This is a genomic window from Bacillus sp. FSL E2-8900 (genome assembly GCF_037966225.1).
In the GTDB taxonomy this organism is placed as follows: domain Bacteria; phylum Bacillota; class Bacilli; order Bacillales; family Bacillaceae_G; genus Bacillus_A; species Bacillus_A cereus.
In genome coordinates this window covers 2,103,151-2,121,666 of sequence record NZ_CP150193.1, presented here as the reverse complement: position 1 = coordinate 2,121,666, position 18,516 = coordinate 2,103,151, and the positions used below count along the sequence as shown (strand labels likewise).

The window sequence follows — 18,516 nt, the reverse complement described above, 5'->3', positions numbered from 1 at the left end:
TCCATACAGCATATAATTCTTCTTAATCTAAAGAAATCCTTTATGAAAAAGGATTTCTTTTACTTCTTAATGCTTTTTAGCCATTTTTCAAAAATTTGTACCATCCCATGTTTTCCAGCTAATTTCTCTTCCCCTTGTTTCGTCTTATATGGATATAACTGCAAGAAAACACCGCATCCAGACTCAATTTTTTTACTATGCATATGGCTTCCTGGATATACACAAATGACTTCATAAATTGACCTTCGATAATAGACTCGCTTTCCATCCTGTTCTTCTACATACTTTATAGACCAGTACTTATACATTTGCTCAGTTGCTTTCGTATTTCCGACGTGCTGAAAAATATTGTACATTGGACTATACTTCACTTCAATAATAATAGAAGATTTATATACGTATTTCCCATCTTCTTTTACATAACAGTCTAAGCGAATATCTGGCTTCTTCGTATCCTCACCATTGTAAAAATTACTACCTTTACTTAATGCAATAAGAGGATGTGTTTCAATTAAGTCATTAAATGCGACATGCACCTTTATATCATCTCGTTCTAAAACTACTGTCGTTCCATCTTGTAATCCATCTACATAAAAATGTTCTTGTATTTGTTCACGGATGGAGTTTCTAGCCTCAAAACCAATTTGCTCTAAAAGTGAAATAACGATAAAAAAAGCGTAATATTCATACACTAAAAACGTTGGCTTATAAACAAATAATAATGATGGAGATTGATCCGTATATTGCGGGAGTACTTCTAAATGATGTAGTAATTGTTGATGTGGTATCGGTAAATCATGTAAGTTCATGTTACTTGTTTCAGTAACTTCCCTCCAAAATGAAGAGTGCATTAACATTTGAAAGTATTGTACATTTTCATGCACAATATGCGCCAATATTTTATATTCTTGTATTTTCATTGAGCTCTTTCGTAAATCGGCTTCTTTTAGTAAATGTATATTTTTATATTTTTGCTTCTCTCTATCGGTTACTGATCCATTACGCTCAATTGTTTGTATAATCGTTTTTACAGCTTGAAACTCTTCTGATTTTTTCTTTTTTTCTCTTTCTAAGATTTCAATTGTTTGACGTAAAAAACTTTTAGCTTCAATTAAATAATGATAAAATTGCATCGCTTTATATTTAAGAAATGCATTTTCCTTACTATTTTTTTGTTCCATAAACTTACGATTATAATGTTTGGCATAAGGTTTTCGTTCTGCCACTATAGTTCCTTTTCTTGTTGGCTTTCGCTCTTTTCCTTCCCATTTATATTCATTTATAAAAGTTGAGCTTGATTCTATTTTCTTAAAGATTTGCTTTATCATTTTCATTTTTTGCGGTAACTTTCTAAGTAACACTAAATAAGAAGAATCCTCAATATCGCTAAGTGCAGAGAAGGTCTTTTTATAGTAACCTCTATCCAAAATCAACTCATTTAAAATTGACTTCACATAGTCTTGAATCATTTCAAATTGATCATCAAAAAAGTTTTTCGGTACGATTTGAAATGCGCCATAATACGTTGTATCTTCTATACGCACTTCAAAATGGTATAGACCACAGCGCCATGGATAAAAGAATTCTGTTTTCCCATGTTCATATATTAATACTCTTTGTTTTTTTTCATTTATTTCATATTGAGCCTCTTTTATATTTTTCTGTCCCTCATATACTTTATTCCATATAAAAGTAATATTCATTGGGATTTCATAATTGTACTGTAATCTTATTGGTTTTAATTCTTGTACTTTATAAATACATTGAACTAATGCTGTAGTAGATGTACAAAGACGATTTAATAAAATATAATCTCCTTTCCCTTCATTTCCAATGATTAACTTTAATACAAAAGGGAGCGTTTCATTCGTATCAACGATTTTTGTTTCATAACGCCCTTCATTTTGCATATCCATACAACTCCAGTTCTCTACGTTTTTCTCGTATATATGCTAAAGAGTGTTCAAATGTAGATACTCTGTTTGCAAGTGTAGATTGCAAAAGAGGTACTAAGGTCGCCCCCCTTTTTGCTTCTTCAGAAAGTAAAGGCCCAACCATCATTTCGGTCCCTCTGATTTTCGTCAATACACGCTGCTTTATTTGTAAATCAAACCCCTCTTCTCTACTAATCATATAGGTATGGTTATTTTGAAACGGTATGTTTTGCAAATAAGTCGCAATTGCATTTGCACATCGGAAAGAAATTCCCTTAGACGCGTCATGTGATGACAATACGACATGCAACTTATCTAATAGCTCTAATTCTTCTTCAGAAAACACTTCAATCATCGCTTTATTTCTCATCCAATTTATCCGAAATTCTCCCGCCGTTACTTTCAAAGGTGGATGTAATACGACTTTCCCCTGTTCCATGCCCATCTCACAAAACGGAATTTTCTGTAACATTATTAGGTTCGTTCGGTCTAATAATCGATCAGAGAGCTCTTTCGTTGTTTCATCAAAATTTACAGTACCTACAAATATAATATTTTCTCCAATTTCAATTGTTGATGGAATTGAATTCTCTATGTCCTGTACACCCTCATACAAGTTTAAAATACGATTTTTTGTTTCAAGTTCAAGAACAGATAGAAACGGAGTAAACCAATGCTCAATATGAGACATGTTCATTTCATCAAAAACGATTATATACAGTTGATTTGGATTTTCTTTCGCCTTCATTAACGTCCTAACTAACTTCGCTTCAGATTCAATAAAAGTACCATTTGGATGAAGGTAACCAAGTAAATCATGTGGTTCTTGATACGATGGCGAAATTGGAATCCAAACCAACTCTTCCCCATACTGTAACCCTAATGCTTCTGCATAAGTTTGCACAAAACGTGATTTTCCAACGCCCGGTATACCACCAAGAATCGTTAACATATTTGTTTTTACACTTATATGGAAATTATAAATATCCGTTTCATCCAAATATAACCCTTTATTATGCACCATACTTTGTACATACTGTAAAAAGGACGATTCACGCTCATCCCATTCCCATTCATCTTTTTGTATTTTTATATCCTCTACTTCAACTAGCTTACCTTCTTCATGCATTCGTTTTTTTAATTGCTCATACACATAATCACTTACAAAATATAATTGATCTTCTACCGCTATTTCTACATACTTCGTCCAGTCACTGCAGTTTATATATTTACATTCACGTTTCTGTTCAAAATAGGCGATTGAGCTAATTGATGACTTTAGGGATATGTTTCCGTACAGTCTTCCATCGTGCCACAATAATTCAGGAGGCTCAAAGTCTTTCGGAAATTTTGGCATAAGAAATGATAAATAACCGTTGCTAAGTTTTCGCTCTAAAGATTCTCTTTTTTTATGATTTGTAACTTTAGGTGCCGGAATCATTTTATAGCTGCTTGCTATTTCTTTCGGTTCTTCTGTACATATTAACTCCACGTATACATTTCCTCTTTCATAATAAAGACGAAACATTACTAATTGCTTTTCTAATTTCCTCTTCTTTAATTCCGAAAAGATTTTTTCATTCTTTTTATTGCTACATAACCCTTCAAATACATATGGTTCATTTATAAATTGTTCCTGTAAAGTGAATGGTATTGGCGATAAGCATTGTACAAAAAAATTCTCTCCACTCTTCTCTTTCTCAGCTTTTGTAAATTTCCCTAAAAATCTCATATAGTACATTCGTTTTATAAAACTTGGCTGAAGAGCTTTATGTAATTTCACCTTAGTCACCTTCTTTTTTCATACTATTCTTAGTGTATGAAAGAAACGAAAAACTAGAAATAAAAAACCTGACGTTATCCGCCAGGTTCAAAATAAAAACTTATATTAATGAGAAGGAAATGCTTTTTTCTCTTGTAAAATTGCATTATGAGCAATTTTCATTTTCGCAAGTACGTAACGTAATCGATCTTCAGCGTTTTCATCTTTACTTATTTGTAATTCCGCCAAATTTTCAACAGAACTTGCTAAATTTTCAATGACTCCTCTTAGTTCAGGATGATGATTAAAAAAAGATTCTTGCACTAATACTTTCCTTAACTCACTAGCTAAATCAATTATTCTAGACAACTGTTCTTTTTCTTCCATTCTCATCCCTCCTGAATATCTTATGTAGTAAATATTCTCTAAACAAAGAAAAAAGCCCTTTAAATGAAAAGGACTTTTTACATTTTTATATTTCCAGTTAATAACATATATATGGATGTGATAGCCGCAACAATAATTGCCCACATCACATACTTCTCTGCACCTACAAAGCAACGGTTCCCTTGTTCTTTTCTTGCAAACGTGTAAACAATAATTCCAATTCCATACACAATTGAAACGAGTAGTAAATTCTTTAAACCAGCTGCATAAAGAAGCCATACAGAGTAAATAGAAGCAATTAAAGCTAACGCTCCATTTTTTAATTTAGCGTCTTTTAACTCGTTTGTAATGACTAATTTAAATTGGAATAACGCTGATAATAAATATGGTAATAAAATTGATGTTGATGCAATGAAATACATAATTTGATATGTTGATTCCGAAAACAAAACGATGATAAATATAATTTGGGCAACACCATTTGAAATCCATAATGCCATGTGCGGTGTTTGCTTCTTATTTGTTTTCGTAAAGACTCTCGGAAATACGCCATCTTTTCCTGCTACATGAGAAATTTCAGAAACAAGTAAAAACCAGCCAATTAATGTACCGACAAGTGAAGCAACTAATCCGATGTTAATCGCAACTGCACCCCATGGACCAACAACGTGCTCTAATACATGTCCCATTGACGGAGTTTCTAACACAGAAAGTTCGCCTCTTGTCATAGCTCCCATTGACAGGACAGAAATTAAAATATAAATGGACATTACTAAAATAAGTCCCAATACTGTTGCCTTACCAACATCTCGACTATTCTTCGCTCTTCCAGATAATACAACCGCTCCTTCAACTCCAATGAAAACCCAAAGTGTTACAAGCATTGTATTTTTCACTTGACCAAGTATAGCGGAAAGTGAGATCGTTCCTTCTCCCCACAAATCATGTGTAAATGTGTCCCAGCGAAAGGCTGTTACCATTACCACAATAAATAAAACGATTGGAACTAACTTCCCTATTGTTGCGATCACATTCATAATAGAAGCTTCACGGATTCCAAATAAAATTAAAAAATGAAGTGTCCATAATAAAAGTGATGCCCCAACGATAGACGCAACATTATTTCCTCCTTTGAAAATTGGAAAGAAATAACCTAATGTACTAAACAGTAACATAATTGTTGCGACATTACCTAAGATTCCTGCTAGCCAATATCCCCAAGCACTATTAAATCCAATGTATTCACCGAAACCAGCACGTGCATAACTATAAATTCCACCTTCAAGTTCCGGTTTTTGTCTTGCTAACGTTTGATATACGAGCGCAAGTGGAATCATTCCCATCGCTGTAATACACCAGCCAATTATTATTGCACCACTGTTTGCTCCTACTGCTAAATCATGCGGTAAACTAAAAACACCGCCACCAACCATTGTTCCAACTACTAATGCGATTAATGGAAAAAATCCTAACTTCTTTTCTATTTGTACCACCCCATCTGTCATTCTAGGTGTTATGTTCGTTCAACTATTAAAGTCACCTTTTTCTCTAATAGACGTTTCTCTTATATTTTTTCAGGAAAACATTACTTATTCTAAAAGAAAATGAGCAAAAATGGAATACTTTTTTGAAAAAATGTATAAGTATGCACAAAAAAACCGCTCATTTTGTAATGAACGGTCATTTCAAACAGATAAATTTGTATATTTCTTGTAAATTTAACGAAGTAACTTCTCTTTTTGTAAAAATTGTTTTGCGACTTCTTCACTACTTTTACCATTTACGTTAACTTCATAATTCATTTTTCGCATTTCTTCATCTGTAATCTTTCCAGATAATTTATTTAATACCTTTTCAAGTTCAGGATATTTCTGTAACGTTTCTTTTCTTAATAATGGTGCTCCTTGATAAGGTGGGAATAACCCTTTATCATCTTTCAGCACTTTCAGTCCGTATTGCTCCAATTCACTATCTGTTGAATATGCATCAATTACGTTAACATCTCCAGATTCAATTGCGCTATAACGCAGCTTCGGCTCCATCGTTTTAACATTCGAGAACTTATAGTTATATAATTTTTGCATTCCTTTATAACCATCTTCACGATCAGCAAATTCCAATGTAAATCCTACTTTGGCTTCCTGCGCAACATTCCCTAAATCAGAAATTGTATTTATATTCTTTTGATCTGCTATTTTTTTCGGCATAGCTAGTGCATATGTATTGTTATACTCCATTGGCTTCAACATAATCATATTATATTTCTTTTCCATTCCAATGCGAGCCTGCTCATATACTTCATCACGATTTGTACTCTTTGGTTCTTCTTTCACGAAAGTAGATAAAGCTGTTCCTGAAAATTCTGGGTATATATCTACTTCCCCTGATTTCAACGCTTCAAATACAAATGCTGTTTTTCCAAGACCTGGTTTTAATTGTACGTGTAAATCTGTATCTTGTTCAATAAGCTGCTTATACATTTGAATTAAAATTTCAGGTTCTGATCCAAGTTTGCCCGCAATAACAATATCTTTCTTTTCTGTACTCCAAAGAAATGGAGAAGCAATCATTATACAAACAATACATATCGTCAATATAACACGCTTAGAAGAGCGTTTCGGTCGTTCAAGTATGCGAAGTACTATATCAAAGAATAAAGCGAGTAACGCGGCTGGTACGGCCCCTAAAATGATAAGTGCATGATCATTTCGATCTATACCTAATAGTATAAGCTTACCGAGCCCACCAGCACCAATGAGAGCTGCTAATGTAGCCGTTCCAACAATTAATACCATAGCTGTACGAATACCAGCCATAATGATAGGCAATGCAAGAGGAAGTTCTACCTTCCACAATCTTCTCCAACTATTCATCCCCATAGCTTTCGCGGCTTCTATTAGAGATTCATCTAATTCCCTTATTCCTGTATATGTATTTCGTAAAATAGGTAATAGTGCATACACAACTAATGCGATAATCGCTGGAAGTTTTCCGATTCCTACTAATGGAATTAATAGTCCGAGTAATGCAAGTGATGGCACTGTCTGCATTACTGCAGAAGTTCCTATTATAAATTCAGCCATTCGTTCTTTTCTTGTTAATAAGATGCCAAGTGGCACCGCTATAATTACTGCAAAAAATAATGAAATAAGCGATATTTGTAAATGCTCACTTAATGCAGTTAGTAATTCTATTTTTCGTTCTTGGAACGTTTGTATAAAATTAGTCACTGTTTAGCCTCTTTCCTTCATTTGTTCAACAATGTAATTGACAATATGACGACTTGTTAACGTTCCAATATATTGACCGTTTTTTTCAACTGGAACGACCTCCTCATCACGCACACGAACTAACGCTTCTTGTAAAGAAGAATGTAATGATAGCGCCTGCCCTTCTAATTGCACACTTTGATCGAGCGGCAATACATCTGCTATACTTTTCCCCTCATACCAAGTTCGCCCACGATTTCCAATGAATTCCTCTACAAATTCATTTTTCGGATTATGTATAATTCCTTCTGGTGTATCTAGTTGAACAACTTTTCCTTCTTTCATAATACAAATGCGATCTCCAAGTGATAATGCTTCTTGCATATCATGTGTTACGAATACGATTGTTTTTTGAATCTTTTTTTGCAACTGTACAATATCCTTCTGAAGCTGTTCCCTACTTAATGGATCTAACGCACTAAATGGTTCATCCATAAGAACGATTTTCGGGTTTGCAGCTAATGCTCGCACGACACCGACACGTTGTTTTTGTCCTCCTGACAATTCATCAGGCATACGATTTCGATAAATATCCGGATCTAATCCAACCATATGTAACAATTCATCGACGCGTGCTTTAATTTCTTTTTTGCTCCATTGCCTCATTTCAGGAACAACTGCAATATTTTCAGCAATTGTCATATGAGGAAACAAAGCAATCTGTTGCAACACGTATCCTATATCCCAACGTAATTCGTTTATATTATATTGTTGAATATCTTTTCCATCGATTAAAATCGATCCTTCAGTCGTTTCGATTAAACGATTAATCATCTTCATTGTCGTTGTTTTCCCGCATCCACTCGGACCGATGAGAACAAAAAATTCTCCCTTTTTAATTTCTAAATGCAATGAATCCACTGCTTTCGTGCCATCTTCATACGATTTTGACACATGATTAAATTGAATCACAAATACAACTCCTTTAATGTTGTTTCCTTTATTTTGATGGAATATGGCATTCATTTCAAATGATACGCTTTTAAATTAAAAAAGAGCTCACATTTGAGCTCTAACGGTCGAACAATATTGTTTTCATAATAGCAGCATATTCGCGAACATACATTTTTCTCTTAGAACGAATTGGCGTTTCAGCAGCTAGTGCCTCCATCTTCATGCCTAAACGCTTTGCAATTATTTTCGTTCGATATAAATGATACGTATTACTTACAACTACCGCATGTTTCACATTATATAAATCCATACTAAACTTTAAGTTTTCATACGTATTTGTAGATTGATCTTCTATTAAAATACGACTCTCATCTATACCGTGTACCATTAAATAGTTTCTCATGCTGTGAGCTTCCGGTATATCTTCATCTTCTCCTTGACCACCTGAAACAATTACTTTCGCTTCAGGATGTGAAAATAAATACTCCAACGCTACATCCAAACGATTTTGAAGAGATAAAGACGGTCTATCTCCAAATAACTTTGCACCCAGTATAAGAACGTACGGAGAGTGATAGCTCAACTTTTCACGAGCAACTTTGTTCATTCTAAACGTCATATAAATGATGTATAGTGGCGGTAATAATAAAATGATAAGAAAGATCCATTTGTTCATAAATAAGTTTGCACTCCCTTTCTTTTTATTATACAGAAAAAGAAAGGGCGGCAGAAGTGTTTTTTTAAACGATTGATTTATTAGAAACATTCGCCGCTACTTTACGTTGTGATAGTACATAATAAATAGCGATTCCTAATGAGAAGATCAATATGCAGCTTAATACGTAAAACGGAAGCATTACTCCGGCTTTAGATACACCCGCTGTAAACAGCATTAATAATACAATTCGTATTCCAGTACCAATTAGGCGAAATAAGCTGTCTACACGTCCCATTACTTCGTTTGGAATTTCCTCCATCATCAATACATTTCTCGCCACTCTTGTACCCGCATTTCCAACTGCATGAAAAATTGCAAGTCCATATAAGAAAATTACGGAAGGTTCAATAATCATTGCGGTAATTGAAATTACATAAATGAACATCGTCATAACGATTGAAACTTCTGTTTTGATATATTTCATTATGAGTGGAATACAGATTCCTGCAACAACCGCTCCAACCCCGTACATCATCCCCTCTATTGCGTATACAGAGGCATTGGCTTTAAGTATATCCGAAATATAAACTGGTATTAAATAATTTGCCATCATAACACCTATAAACGGCATATAAGTGGCCAGTAAGAACCAAAAGAGCTTAGGACGTTTTTTCATAAAGTGAATTCCTTCAAACAATTGCTTCTTAAATGTTATTTTTCTTTTCACTTCTTTTTTCTTTACGTACGGTATACATAAGAAAAGAAAAAATGCTCCAGCAAAAGTTAACATGTCTACTAACAAAATCCACTTCAAAGATACAATTTCAATTAAGAAGCTCGCAGCCGCTCCAGAAATAACTTGTGTTAACTGTCCTTGTATTTCCATCGTTCCACTTAAACTTTTATAATGTTCTGCTTGAAATATCTCTTGGTTGAACGCAAATATTGTAGGATAAAATAATAAATAGTAGAATGATCCGGCTATATAAATAAGAATATAGTGAATAGAATGATAAGGTTGCCCAGCAAATCCCCATATAACCATTATTCCGATTACGGCTATTCCGATTCCTTCGTTACATAGCAATAAAGATTTTCTTGAAAAACGATCAATACTTTGCCCAATGAATGGTGTTAATAAAAACATAATGAGGGTTGCAATGATAGAAACATAACCAAATGTTGTCTCTCCTCCACTCTCTTTAATTAACAGCCAAGGAATCGTTATCATAACAATTCCGGAACCAATAGCAGATAGACTATTGGCTCCTAGAATGTAATACAAGCGAGAATCATGATAAAGTGAGGACATATCACTCCACTCCTAGTTGTTTTTTCACCTCTTTATATACGCTCATATATGCTTTCAATTCTTTAACTACATCATGAATTAATGGTTTTGCATCTTCCCCAAGTTCACCATCTTGCACATGTAATCCATCAAGCACAACTTGTTTTGGAATTGCATTTGCATAAACACCTCTAGCGACCGTTCGCATGCTGTTTAATGCATTTATTCCACCTTTACCGCCACCAGCAACCGCTAACAACGCAACTGGTTTATGAATAAATTCACTACTACTTAAGTAATCTAAAGAGTTTTTCAGCGCACCGCTCATCGCATTATGATATTCTGGTGTACATAATACAACCCCATCCGCAGCTTTCACTAACGTTTTTAATTTTTTTACTGCCTCTAAATCACGTTGCGACTCTTCTCCATTGTATAAAGGTAACTCCTCAATTGCTAAATCATATAATTCCCCTTCAAATTGATCCGCAATATATTTTGCCACCACGCGAGTTCTACCAAATTTTCTTGGTGTACCGTTAATAACGACTAGTTTCATGATTATTTCTCCCCTTTGTTTTCAAGTTCTACTTATATATTATCAGAAATTTCTATACAAAACACAATATAAAGAGTTAACTTGTTTCATAAAATAGTATGATAAACAAAAAAGAACTCATACTTTCGTATGAGTTTCGTACAATTACTTTGATTCATCTCTCATGCTCAATGTACCTAAACTTTCATTTGCTTCAAAATGATTATATGCTTTTTCCGCTAATCTTTTCCGTTCTTCTGGTAATTCTATATATTTCATTACGTTTTCAATTATTTTTTCGTACGGAGTAAATACAATTCCTGGCCACTCTACCTCATCTTCTGGATTACTATTTTCGGAAATAATAAATTTCTTATTTGCGACTGCATAAGATACGCGAGGTGTTTCAAGAATTCCTGATAAGTAAAAATGAATATTTAATATAATTTTAGCTCTAGCAATCAATTCATTTCGAACAATTCCCCACGCATTATTTTTAAAAACTATATTTAAATTCGGGGCAATCGCTTTTAGATGATCAAAAATAGCTTGTCGCCTCGGATTAAGAGCACCTATAAACAGAATATCAATATCTTCAATAATCTCATCTTCAAACGCATCTTTTTTTATTTCCAAAGTTGGAGCATAGTTCATTTCTACATGTTTTATTTCTTTTCCTACCCCTTTTTGTTTAAGCCATTCTATATTTTGTTTACTATAATCCCAAATCACTCTATCTTTTAATAATATTAAATAAAGGGGATGCGCATATGGACTTCCTTCGTATAGCTGTTCTAAATTATAAATAATTGCATCTTTCGGAAGAAGGTTCGGGTTATATGCGTATGTATGGGCTCCAAAAACAACTGTATTCTTTACATTTTCCAGTATTGTTTCTGATATAATTACTGTATTTCCCTCCTGCTCCAACCGCCACTTTAAAGCTCGCGCAACATCTATGAAACTACCGTATGTCTTTGGGCATATAAAAAGACAATAATCATATTCTTTATTCAAATAAACTTCCATTAATCTTAAATTATTTTTATATAGATCTACATCCGGATGTTTAAGTACCAACTCATTTGCATGTTTTCTTGCTACTTTATATAATCCAGCATAATAAGCAGCGATGCATCTTCTTAATTCGATTCTTTCCCGATCTTCATCTAATACATCCATGTTTAAAAGAAGATTTGCGATACAGTACGCTTTTAAATGATCACGATCATAATAATAGTCTAGTAGTGGCATCAATTCTTCATACGTATTTCCATGCACCGATTCTCCTAGTTCAATCGCCCATCGCATTAATTCCATGATTACTCCACTACTCCTTTAATCGAAAATGTATTTAATAAAATTTCGCATTATTCTCTACTATATTTGCTATATGAAATGGAATCTTTTCTTTTATCGATTCCAAATACTTTTGCGACACCGCCCCTAAATGTTTTTTATGAGGTATATAGAAAGCACTAATAGAAATTTCATAGTCAAATAAGTAATCATACACATGATAATCTACAAATAGTAGATCATCCTTTGGAAAAGGAATTTCCTTCCCTTGCAGAGCATACATCAAAGCAATATTGTTTTGAGATCGTAATCGATACAATCTTGCAAGTTGGTATAATGGTTCAGCCCGGGTTGGTCTATATTCCCACGCTTTTTGAAAATAAAAAACAGCTAACGCTAAATATTGCTCTTCTTGCCCTTTAACAGTTTCTTTTTCATCAGCATCTGTCACTTCATTTTGTTTATTTGCTGAACGATTTGCTAACTGCTCATAACAAAATCCTATTCGCAATAACGAATAGAATACCTCTTCAACCCACCCCCCTGCTTCCACTCGTTTTTTATACCATTTAATCGAATCTTCAAATTGACTTAAATGAAAATAAGTCTGAGCTAAATAAAATAAATATCTTATATGCAAATCTGGCGTTGTTTCTGGGTCGTTTATTCCTTGTAACAACAACCTCTCATCTCTTTCAAATTTATCAGCTTTACTCCCGCCATCTCCGGGATCATTCACGACAAGAGTCTCTAACCGATCTACCTTCGTATTGTAATTCGCTCCAACTTTTGAGCGATCTATATCCCAATACTCATGAGTAACACCGACAGATTTCCATGGTAAAGAAGCTTTCAAAAGACGTGTAAGCCAATATTTAATATGAACATCATATTGCAATGTAAGATAATGATCTTCCGTTAAGCTCGTTTTATCGAAATTCGGATCAACCTCTAAAATCATATCCGCATCTAATATTAATAAATAATCTGCTTCTGGATATGTTTTTTGCGCTAATGAAACAGCTAAACTTCTGTTATAACCAAAGTTTTTAAACGGCTCATGATGAACCGTCCCAGGTATCTCATTTTCCTTACACCAATTTTCAATAATTTCAGGCGTATTATCCGTCGATCCAGTATCACAAATAGAAACATAATCTACAATTGATTTTGTTGCATTTAAACATCTTTCCATAATTCTAGACTCATTTTTGACAATCATACAAAGACATAACTTTTTTTCTTCCTTTACAGACTTCACTTGCTCATTTCCCATTTAACCACCTCATATTTTATTAACACGCTCTTCTCATATGTAACAACATTTTTTAGCTATACTGATGACATAAGCACCCTTTTACTATTTATGAAAACTTCATTTTATTTATTCTTACTTTTATGTTGGGACATATTTCATGCTTCGCTTTATATTTGATACAATCAATACAAAAAAACATAATACGGGAATCCGTACCTTTCAAAGTCTAAGAGGAGGTTATATTTTGTTGGATTACATTTGGCTAGATGATAAATCACCAATTTTAGAACAACTACCAAGTAATTTTAAATCTGCAGCTATATTGCTACATCCATTTGTCCAAATGCCTTTAGGATGGGAAAAGTCTGTGAGAAAAAGACCATATGAGCACATCTATCCTAGCGCTGAAGAAATCATTCACAATGGGAAATCCGTTTCTTGGAAGGAAATGATGTCTTGTAGTGGATTACATTCATACGCAGACCTAGCAATGGCCATGTTGACTTCCATTAGTGCCCTTTCAGAAGAATATAAAAGAGAGGATTTAGCTGAAAAGCTACATTCAAACTTTAAAAAAAATCTTTATTATCCAACAGAAGATTATACGTCTATATTTTTATTACACAAATTACTTAAACTCCTCGGTTCTAAAGGTGCAAAAAATCTATATTTCTCTGAACCAATTCTTAATACAAACGGATTATTACAGGTAAATAATACTACTCCATTAGATATTTGGGACATTAGCAATAATGAGTTAATTATTACTGGAGAAGACAATGAGTATGCGTTTATGAGTATATACGATTCCTTTACAACCTTATTATTAGCTAAAGAAGAAAATATAGAATATATTGTTCAATCAATGAATGTTGAAGCTGTCATTTGTGACAAAAAAACGATGATTGATTGGTATTTTTAAATTAGTAATTTCTTAAACTATAAAAAAGAAACTTGCGCTTATGCACAAGTTTCTTTTCAAAAACATCCTTATTTTTTCACAACTTCATGTCCACCGAACTGATTACGTAGTGCTGAAACTACTTTTCCATGGAATGTATCATCTTCCTGAGAACGATAGCGCATAAATAATGACATCGCGATTACTGGTGCCGCCGCTTGTAACTCAAGCGCAGTTTCAACAGTCCATTTCCCTTCTCCTGAAGAGTTCATTACACCTTTAATGCCATCAAGTTTAGGATCATCTGCAAATGCTTTTTCAGTTAAGTCCATTAACCAACCGCGGATTACTGATCCGTTCGCCCATACTTTTGCAACATCTTCATAATTGAAATCAAAGTCACTCTTATCTAGTACTTCAAATCCTTCAGCAATTGCTTGCATCATGCCGTATTCAATACCGTTATGAACCATTTTTAAGAAATGACCACTACCAACGCGGCCAGCATAAGAATAGCCATTTTCTACTGCTAAATCTTTAAATAAAGGTTCTAATTGGTCGTAAATTTCTTTTTCTCCACCAACCATTAAACAAGCACCGTATCTAGCTCCTTCTACACCGCCAGATGTACCGATATCTACATAATGTAATCCGAAGCTTTTTGCTTCTTCAGCACGGCGTAACGTATCTTTATAGAATGAATTTCCACCTTCAATAACGATATCACCTTCATCTAATAACGGATACACATCTTTTAATACTGACTCTACAACTTCTCCTGCAGGCACCATTACCCAGATTGTACGAGGAGCTTCTAATTCAGCGATCATTTCTTTTAATGTATGACGTGCAGTAATTCCTAGTTTTCCTGCCTTTTCTACAAGCTCTTTATTTACATCGTATACAACTACTTCATGCTTGTCTTCATGTAAGTGTTCAGCTAATGGGAATCCCATTTTTCCTAATCCAATTAATCCTAGTTTCATATTAATCAATCTCCTATTCTATACAAATATATTTAATATCGAAATTAGCCCAAGTGCTACTACAGATAATATAGTCTCCATTGCAGTCCATGTTAATAATGTTTCTTTCACAGTCATTCCGAAATACTCTTTAATCATCCAAAATCCTGAATCATTCACGTGTGATAAAATTAATGACCCTGCACCAGTTGCAAGTGCTAATAATTCAACATTTACACCTGGTGTGCTTGCTGCAATCGGCGCAACAATACCAGCTGCTGTCATCATAGAAACAGTTGCCGATCCAGTTGCAATTCGGATTAGTGCCGCAATTCCCCACCCTAATAATATCGGTGAAATATGTGATTCTTTCGCCATATCTGCAATTGTCGTTCCAATTCCAGAATCTAATAATACTTTATTAAATGCGCCGCCTGCACCAATCACTAACAATATGTTTGCAATAGGTCCAAGGCAATCATTTGTAAATTGTAACACTTTATCTTTTGAGAAACCTTTTGCATATCCAAGACTAAAGAAAGAGTAAATGGTTGCAATTAATAAAGCCACAATCGGATCTCCAATAAAGTGTAATACTTGTGCTAGTTGACTCGTTTTATTTAATGCAACTTCTGCTATTGATGCACCAAGCATAAGAAATACTGGAAGTAAAATTGTAAACAATGTATTCCAAAAGCTAGGAAGCTCTTTTTTATTATCTTTTTCAACAAATTGCTCCGCTATATCTAATGGTACTTCCTTATGTATACGAGCACCAATCCATTTCCCGTAAAGTGGACCTGAAATAATTGCAGTTGGAAGTCCGACAATTAACGCATATAAAATTGTCTTCCCTACATCTGCTTTAAAAATACCAACTGCCGCCATTGCCGCTGGATGCGGTGGAACAAGTCCGTGTACGACTGACAGTCCTGCTACTAGCGGAATACCAATTGTAATAAGTGATACCCCAGTTTCTAACGCAATTGTAAATACTAACGGAATTAATAGTACAAATCCAACTTGGAAAAATACCGGAATCCCTACTAAAAATGCAACGAACATCATCGCCCAGTGAACTCGTTTCTTCCCAAAACGATTAATTAATGTGTTAGCGATACGTTCAGCACCACCAGATTCGGCCATCATTTTTCCAAGCATCGTTCCTAGTGCTAAAACTATCGCTAAAAACCCTAACGTATTACCAAGCCCTAGTTTAATAGAATCAATAATCCCTGGATCTTTTGGTGAAGTTCCAATTAAAGGCATTCCCATTGCTAATCCTACACCAATTGCTGTTAAAATTAATGCGACAAATGGATGCCATTTTACTACCGTAATAAGTAAAAGTAGTATGACAACTGCCGCTAGTACGATCCCAACTACCATTTCTCCCAATCCCCCTATTGTTTACGTTGGAAAGCAGCTATACAATCAAATTCTTCTTTCAAGCGATTGTAAAGTCGTTCATACATATAAAACATTTCTAAATATATAGCCGTATTTTCTTTATTCGGTACATGGTGATGGACAATATCAATCCAATCCTTTACCTCTTCAAGAGAATCAATTTTTCCTACAGCATATAAAGCAACTGCCGCTGCCCCAAGCGCAGATGCTTCATGACTTTCAGGTACAAGCAATTCTTTTCCCATCATATCGGACAACATTTGTCTCCAAAATGCAGATTTTGCAAACCCTCCTGAAACTCGTATTTCAGTAAGTGGCCCTGTACAATCCCTGATTGCGAGTGCTACTGAATATACACTCATACAAACACCTTCCATCACTGCACGTATAAAATGTTCTCGCTTATGTTGAAGATTGATTCCAAAGAATGTACCACGAGCATTTGCATTCCAGTAAGGTGCGCGTTCTCCAGATAAGAAAGGTAAGAACAATAGCCCATCCGCTCCAGCTGGTACGCTTTCTGCATATTTAATTAATAAATCATAAGGATCAATGCCGAGCTTTCTTGCTACTTCTTGCTCTGGACTACCAAATTCATCACGTAACCATCTCAGTAATATTCCGCCGTTATTCGTTGGACCACCGATTACCCAGTGCTCATCTGTTAATGCGTAACAAAACGTTCTCCCTTTCTCATCTGTATTTATATTTGATGAGATTGTTCGAACCGCACCACTCGTTCCAATCGTAATTGCAGCCGCACCCGGTGATATCGCACCAACTCCTACATTTGCAAGAACCCCATCACTTGCTCCGATGACAATTGGTGTTTCTGCACTTATCCCCATCTTCTGTGCTAATTCTGGCTTCATACCTGATAAAATATATGTAGTTGGTACAGGGGTTGATAATTGTTCTGGTGACATATGTAACATAGTTAAAACATCTTCATCCCAGTTTAATGTTTCTAAATTAAATAACCCCGTAGCAGAAGCAATCGAATAATCAACTACGTAGCGTGAAAATAATTGGTAAATCACATACTCTTTAATGGAAATGAATTTATAGGCACTTGTATATAACTCTGGTTCCTCTTCTTTCATCCATAACAATTTAGAAAGTGGTGACATTGGATGAATCGGTGTACCTGTACGTCTATAAATCTCATGCCCATTCATTTGTTGTAATAATTTTTCTGATTGCTTCGTACTTCGATTATCTGCCCAAATGATAGAACGCGTTAATGGCGCACCATTTTCATCTACTGCAATTAATGCGTGCATAGCTGTACTAATACCGATTGAAGAAATATCTTCTGGTAATACATTACCTTTTTCAATGGCAACGCTTACACTTTTGTATACAGCGGCACATATTACATCAGGATCTTGCTCAGCCCATCCTACATTCGGTTGAATAATTGGGTAATCGATTGCATGTGATGCAATGACTTTTCCTTTTTCTGTGAACACAACCGTTTTTGTACTTGTGGTACCGATATCAATCCCGATTACTCTCCCCCTTGTTTCCATGCGAATCTTCCCTTCATTTCTAGCAAAATACGATTTAGTAAACCGTTTACATGAATTAGTATATAAAATATTTTTTCGTTTATCAAGTTATAAAAAGAAAATTTTTTTCATATCAAAAAATAAATCCCCTCATTCCATTTCACTTATATACTAAATTTAGCTTTTCCATGCGGTAAAATTACGTTATATTCGTTACGCAATACACTCTTTTCTCTCATTAACAACACATACATAGTCCTCCATACGTTCTACTTATTTGCTTGAAGAAAGAGTTGAAAAGCAATATTTATTTTTAGCGGTCACGTAACATCACCATCAAACCAAGAAAAGTAACTAACCGCAGAATGAGAATTCTGTGCATTTTACTCTTATTTATTGTTTTAGGTTCACTAGTCTTTTATCTTGATAAACATAGAGC

The 18,516-nt window shown here is 34.5% G+C and carries 15 protein-coding genes; 1 reads left to right on the top strand and 14 read right to left on the bottom strand.

The genetic code is table 11. The features are described 5' to 3' along the window. Nucleotides 1-59: 59 nt before the first annotated feature. The 11 genes from NST90_RS10975 to NST90_RS10925 all read right to left on the bottom strand — a co-directional run bounded on the left by NST90_RS10975 (nucleotide 60) and on the right by NST90_RS10925 (nucleotide 13,308). A complete protein-coding gene (locus NST90_RS10975; RefSeq protein ID WP_001178737.1) occupies nucleotides 60-1,910 on the bottom strand; it encodes a hypothetical protein in 1,851 nt (616 codons plus the stop codon). Further along, nucleotides 1,900-3,717: an AAA family ATPase gene (locus NST90_RS10970; protein WP_069604566.1), complete on the bottom strand. Its 1,818-nt coding sequence runs from the start codon at nucleotides 3,715-3,717 to the stop codon at nucleotides 1,900-1,902. The genes NST90_RS10975 and NST90_RS10970 overlap by 11 nt, the downstream gene beginning before the upstream one ends. 105 nt (nucleotides 3,718-3,822) lie before the next feature. After that, nucleotides 3,823-4,083 carry a hypothetical protein gene (locus NST90_RS10965; protein ID WP_000391445.1) on the bottom strand — a complete coding sequence of 87 codons (261 nt, stop codon included), beginning with the start codon at nucleotides 4,081-4,083 and terminating at the stop codon, nucleotides 3,823-3,825. A 77-nt stretch (nucleotides 4,084-4,160) separates the two neighbouring features. After that, complete coding sequence (locus tag NST90_RS10960) at nucleotides 4,161-5,588, bottom strand: basic amino acid/polyamine antiporter (protein WP_069604567.1); 1,428 nt, start codon at nucleotides 5,586-5,588, stop codon at nucleotides 4,161-4,163. Between the two features lie 213 nt (nucleotides 5,589-5,801). Further along, a complete protein-coding gene (locus NST90_RS10955) occupies nucleotides 5,802-7,313 on the bottom strand; it encodes an ABC transporter permease/substrate-binding protein (RefSeq protein ID WP_000181014.1) in 1,512 nt (503 codons plus the stop codon). 3 nt (nucleotides 7,314-7,316) lie between these two features. Then, complete coding sequence (locus NST90_RS10950) at nucleotides 7,317-8,264, bottom strand: ABC transporter ATP-binding protein (RefSeq protein ID WP_000614085.1); 948 nt, start codon at nucleotides 8,262-8,264, stop codon at nucleotides 7,317-7,319. Between the two features lie 100 nt (nucleotides 8,265-8,364). Continuing rightward, entirely contained in the window at nucleotides 8,365-8,922 is a 558-nt protein-coding gene (locus NST90_RS10945; RefSeq protein WP_001045713.1) for a YdcF family protein, read from the bottom strand. 64 nt (nucleotides 8,923-8,986) lie between these two features. After that, entirely contained in the window at nucleotides 8,987-10,216 is a 1,230-nt protein-coding gene (locus NST90_RS10940) for an MFS transporter (protein WP_000097159.1), read from the bottom strand. A 1-nt stretch (nucleotide 10,217) separates the two neighbouring features. Then, nucleotides 10,218-10,754 (bottom strand): NADPH-dependent FMN reductase, encoded by a 537-nt coding sequence (locus NST90_RS10935; protein ID WP_000780355.1) that lies wholly within the window; start codon nucleotides 10,752-10,754, stop codon nucleotides 10,218-10,220. 144 nt (nucleotides 10,755-10,898) lie between these two features. Next, complete coding sequence (locus NST90_RS10930) at nucleotides 10,899-12,053, bottom strand: hypothetical protein (protein ID WP_000422328.1); 1,155 nt, start codon at nucleotides 12,051-12,053, stop codon at nucleotides 10,899-10,901. A 34-nt stretch (nucleotides 12,054-12,087) separates the two neighbouring features. Then, a complete protein-coding gene (locus NST90_RS10925) occupies nucleotides 12,088-13,308 on the bottom strand; it encodes a glycosyltransferase (protein ID WP_048535186.1) in 1,221 nt (406 codons plus the stop codon). 139 nt (nucleotides 13,309-13,447) lie between these two features. Between NST90_RS10925 and NST90_RS10920 the strand changes: the two genes are divergently transcribed. Beyond that, nucleotides 13,448-14,212 carry a DUF2711 family protein gene (locus NST90_RS10920; protein ID WP_157673956.1) on the top strand — a complete coding sequence of 255 codons (765 nt, stop codon included), beginning with the start codon at nucleotides 13,448-13,450 and terminating at the stop codon, nucleotides 14,210-14,212. Nucleotides 14,213-14,280: 68 nt separating this feature from the next. Here the strand turns inward: NST90_RS10920 and gnd are convergent, their stop codons facing one another. From gnd to gntK, 3 genes are read right to left on the bottom strand one after another with little or no spacing between them, the layout of a single operon-like run. Further along, on the bottom strand, nucleotides 14,281-15,177 hold the full coding sequence (gene gnd, locus NST90_RS10915; RefSeq protein WP_000765981.1) for a phosphogluconate dehydrogenase (NAD(+)-dependent, decarboxylating): 897 nt from the start codon (nucleotides 15,175-15,177) through the stop codon (nucleotides 14,281-14,283). A gap of 18 nt (nucleotides 15,178-15,195) precedes the next feature. Continuing rightward, nucleotides 15,196-16,545 carry a GntP family permease gene (locus tag NST90_RS10910; protein WP_000260208.1) on the bottom strand — a complete coding sequence of 450 codons (1,350 nt, stop codon included), beginning with the start codon at nucleotides 16,543-16,545 and terminating at the stop codon, nucleotides 15,196-15,198. A 14-nt stretch (nucleotides 16,546-16,559) separates the two neighbouring features. After that, nucleotides 16,560-18,098, bottom strand: a complete 1,539-nt coding sequence (gene gntK / locus NST90_RS10905) for a gluconokinase (RefSeq protein WP_000449999.1) — start codon at nucleotides 18,096-18,098, stop codon at nucleotides 16,560-16,562. Between the last annotated feature and the right edge of the window lie 418 nt (nucleotides 18,099-18,516).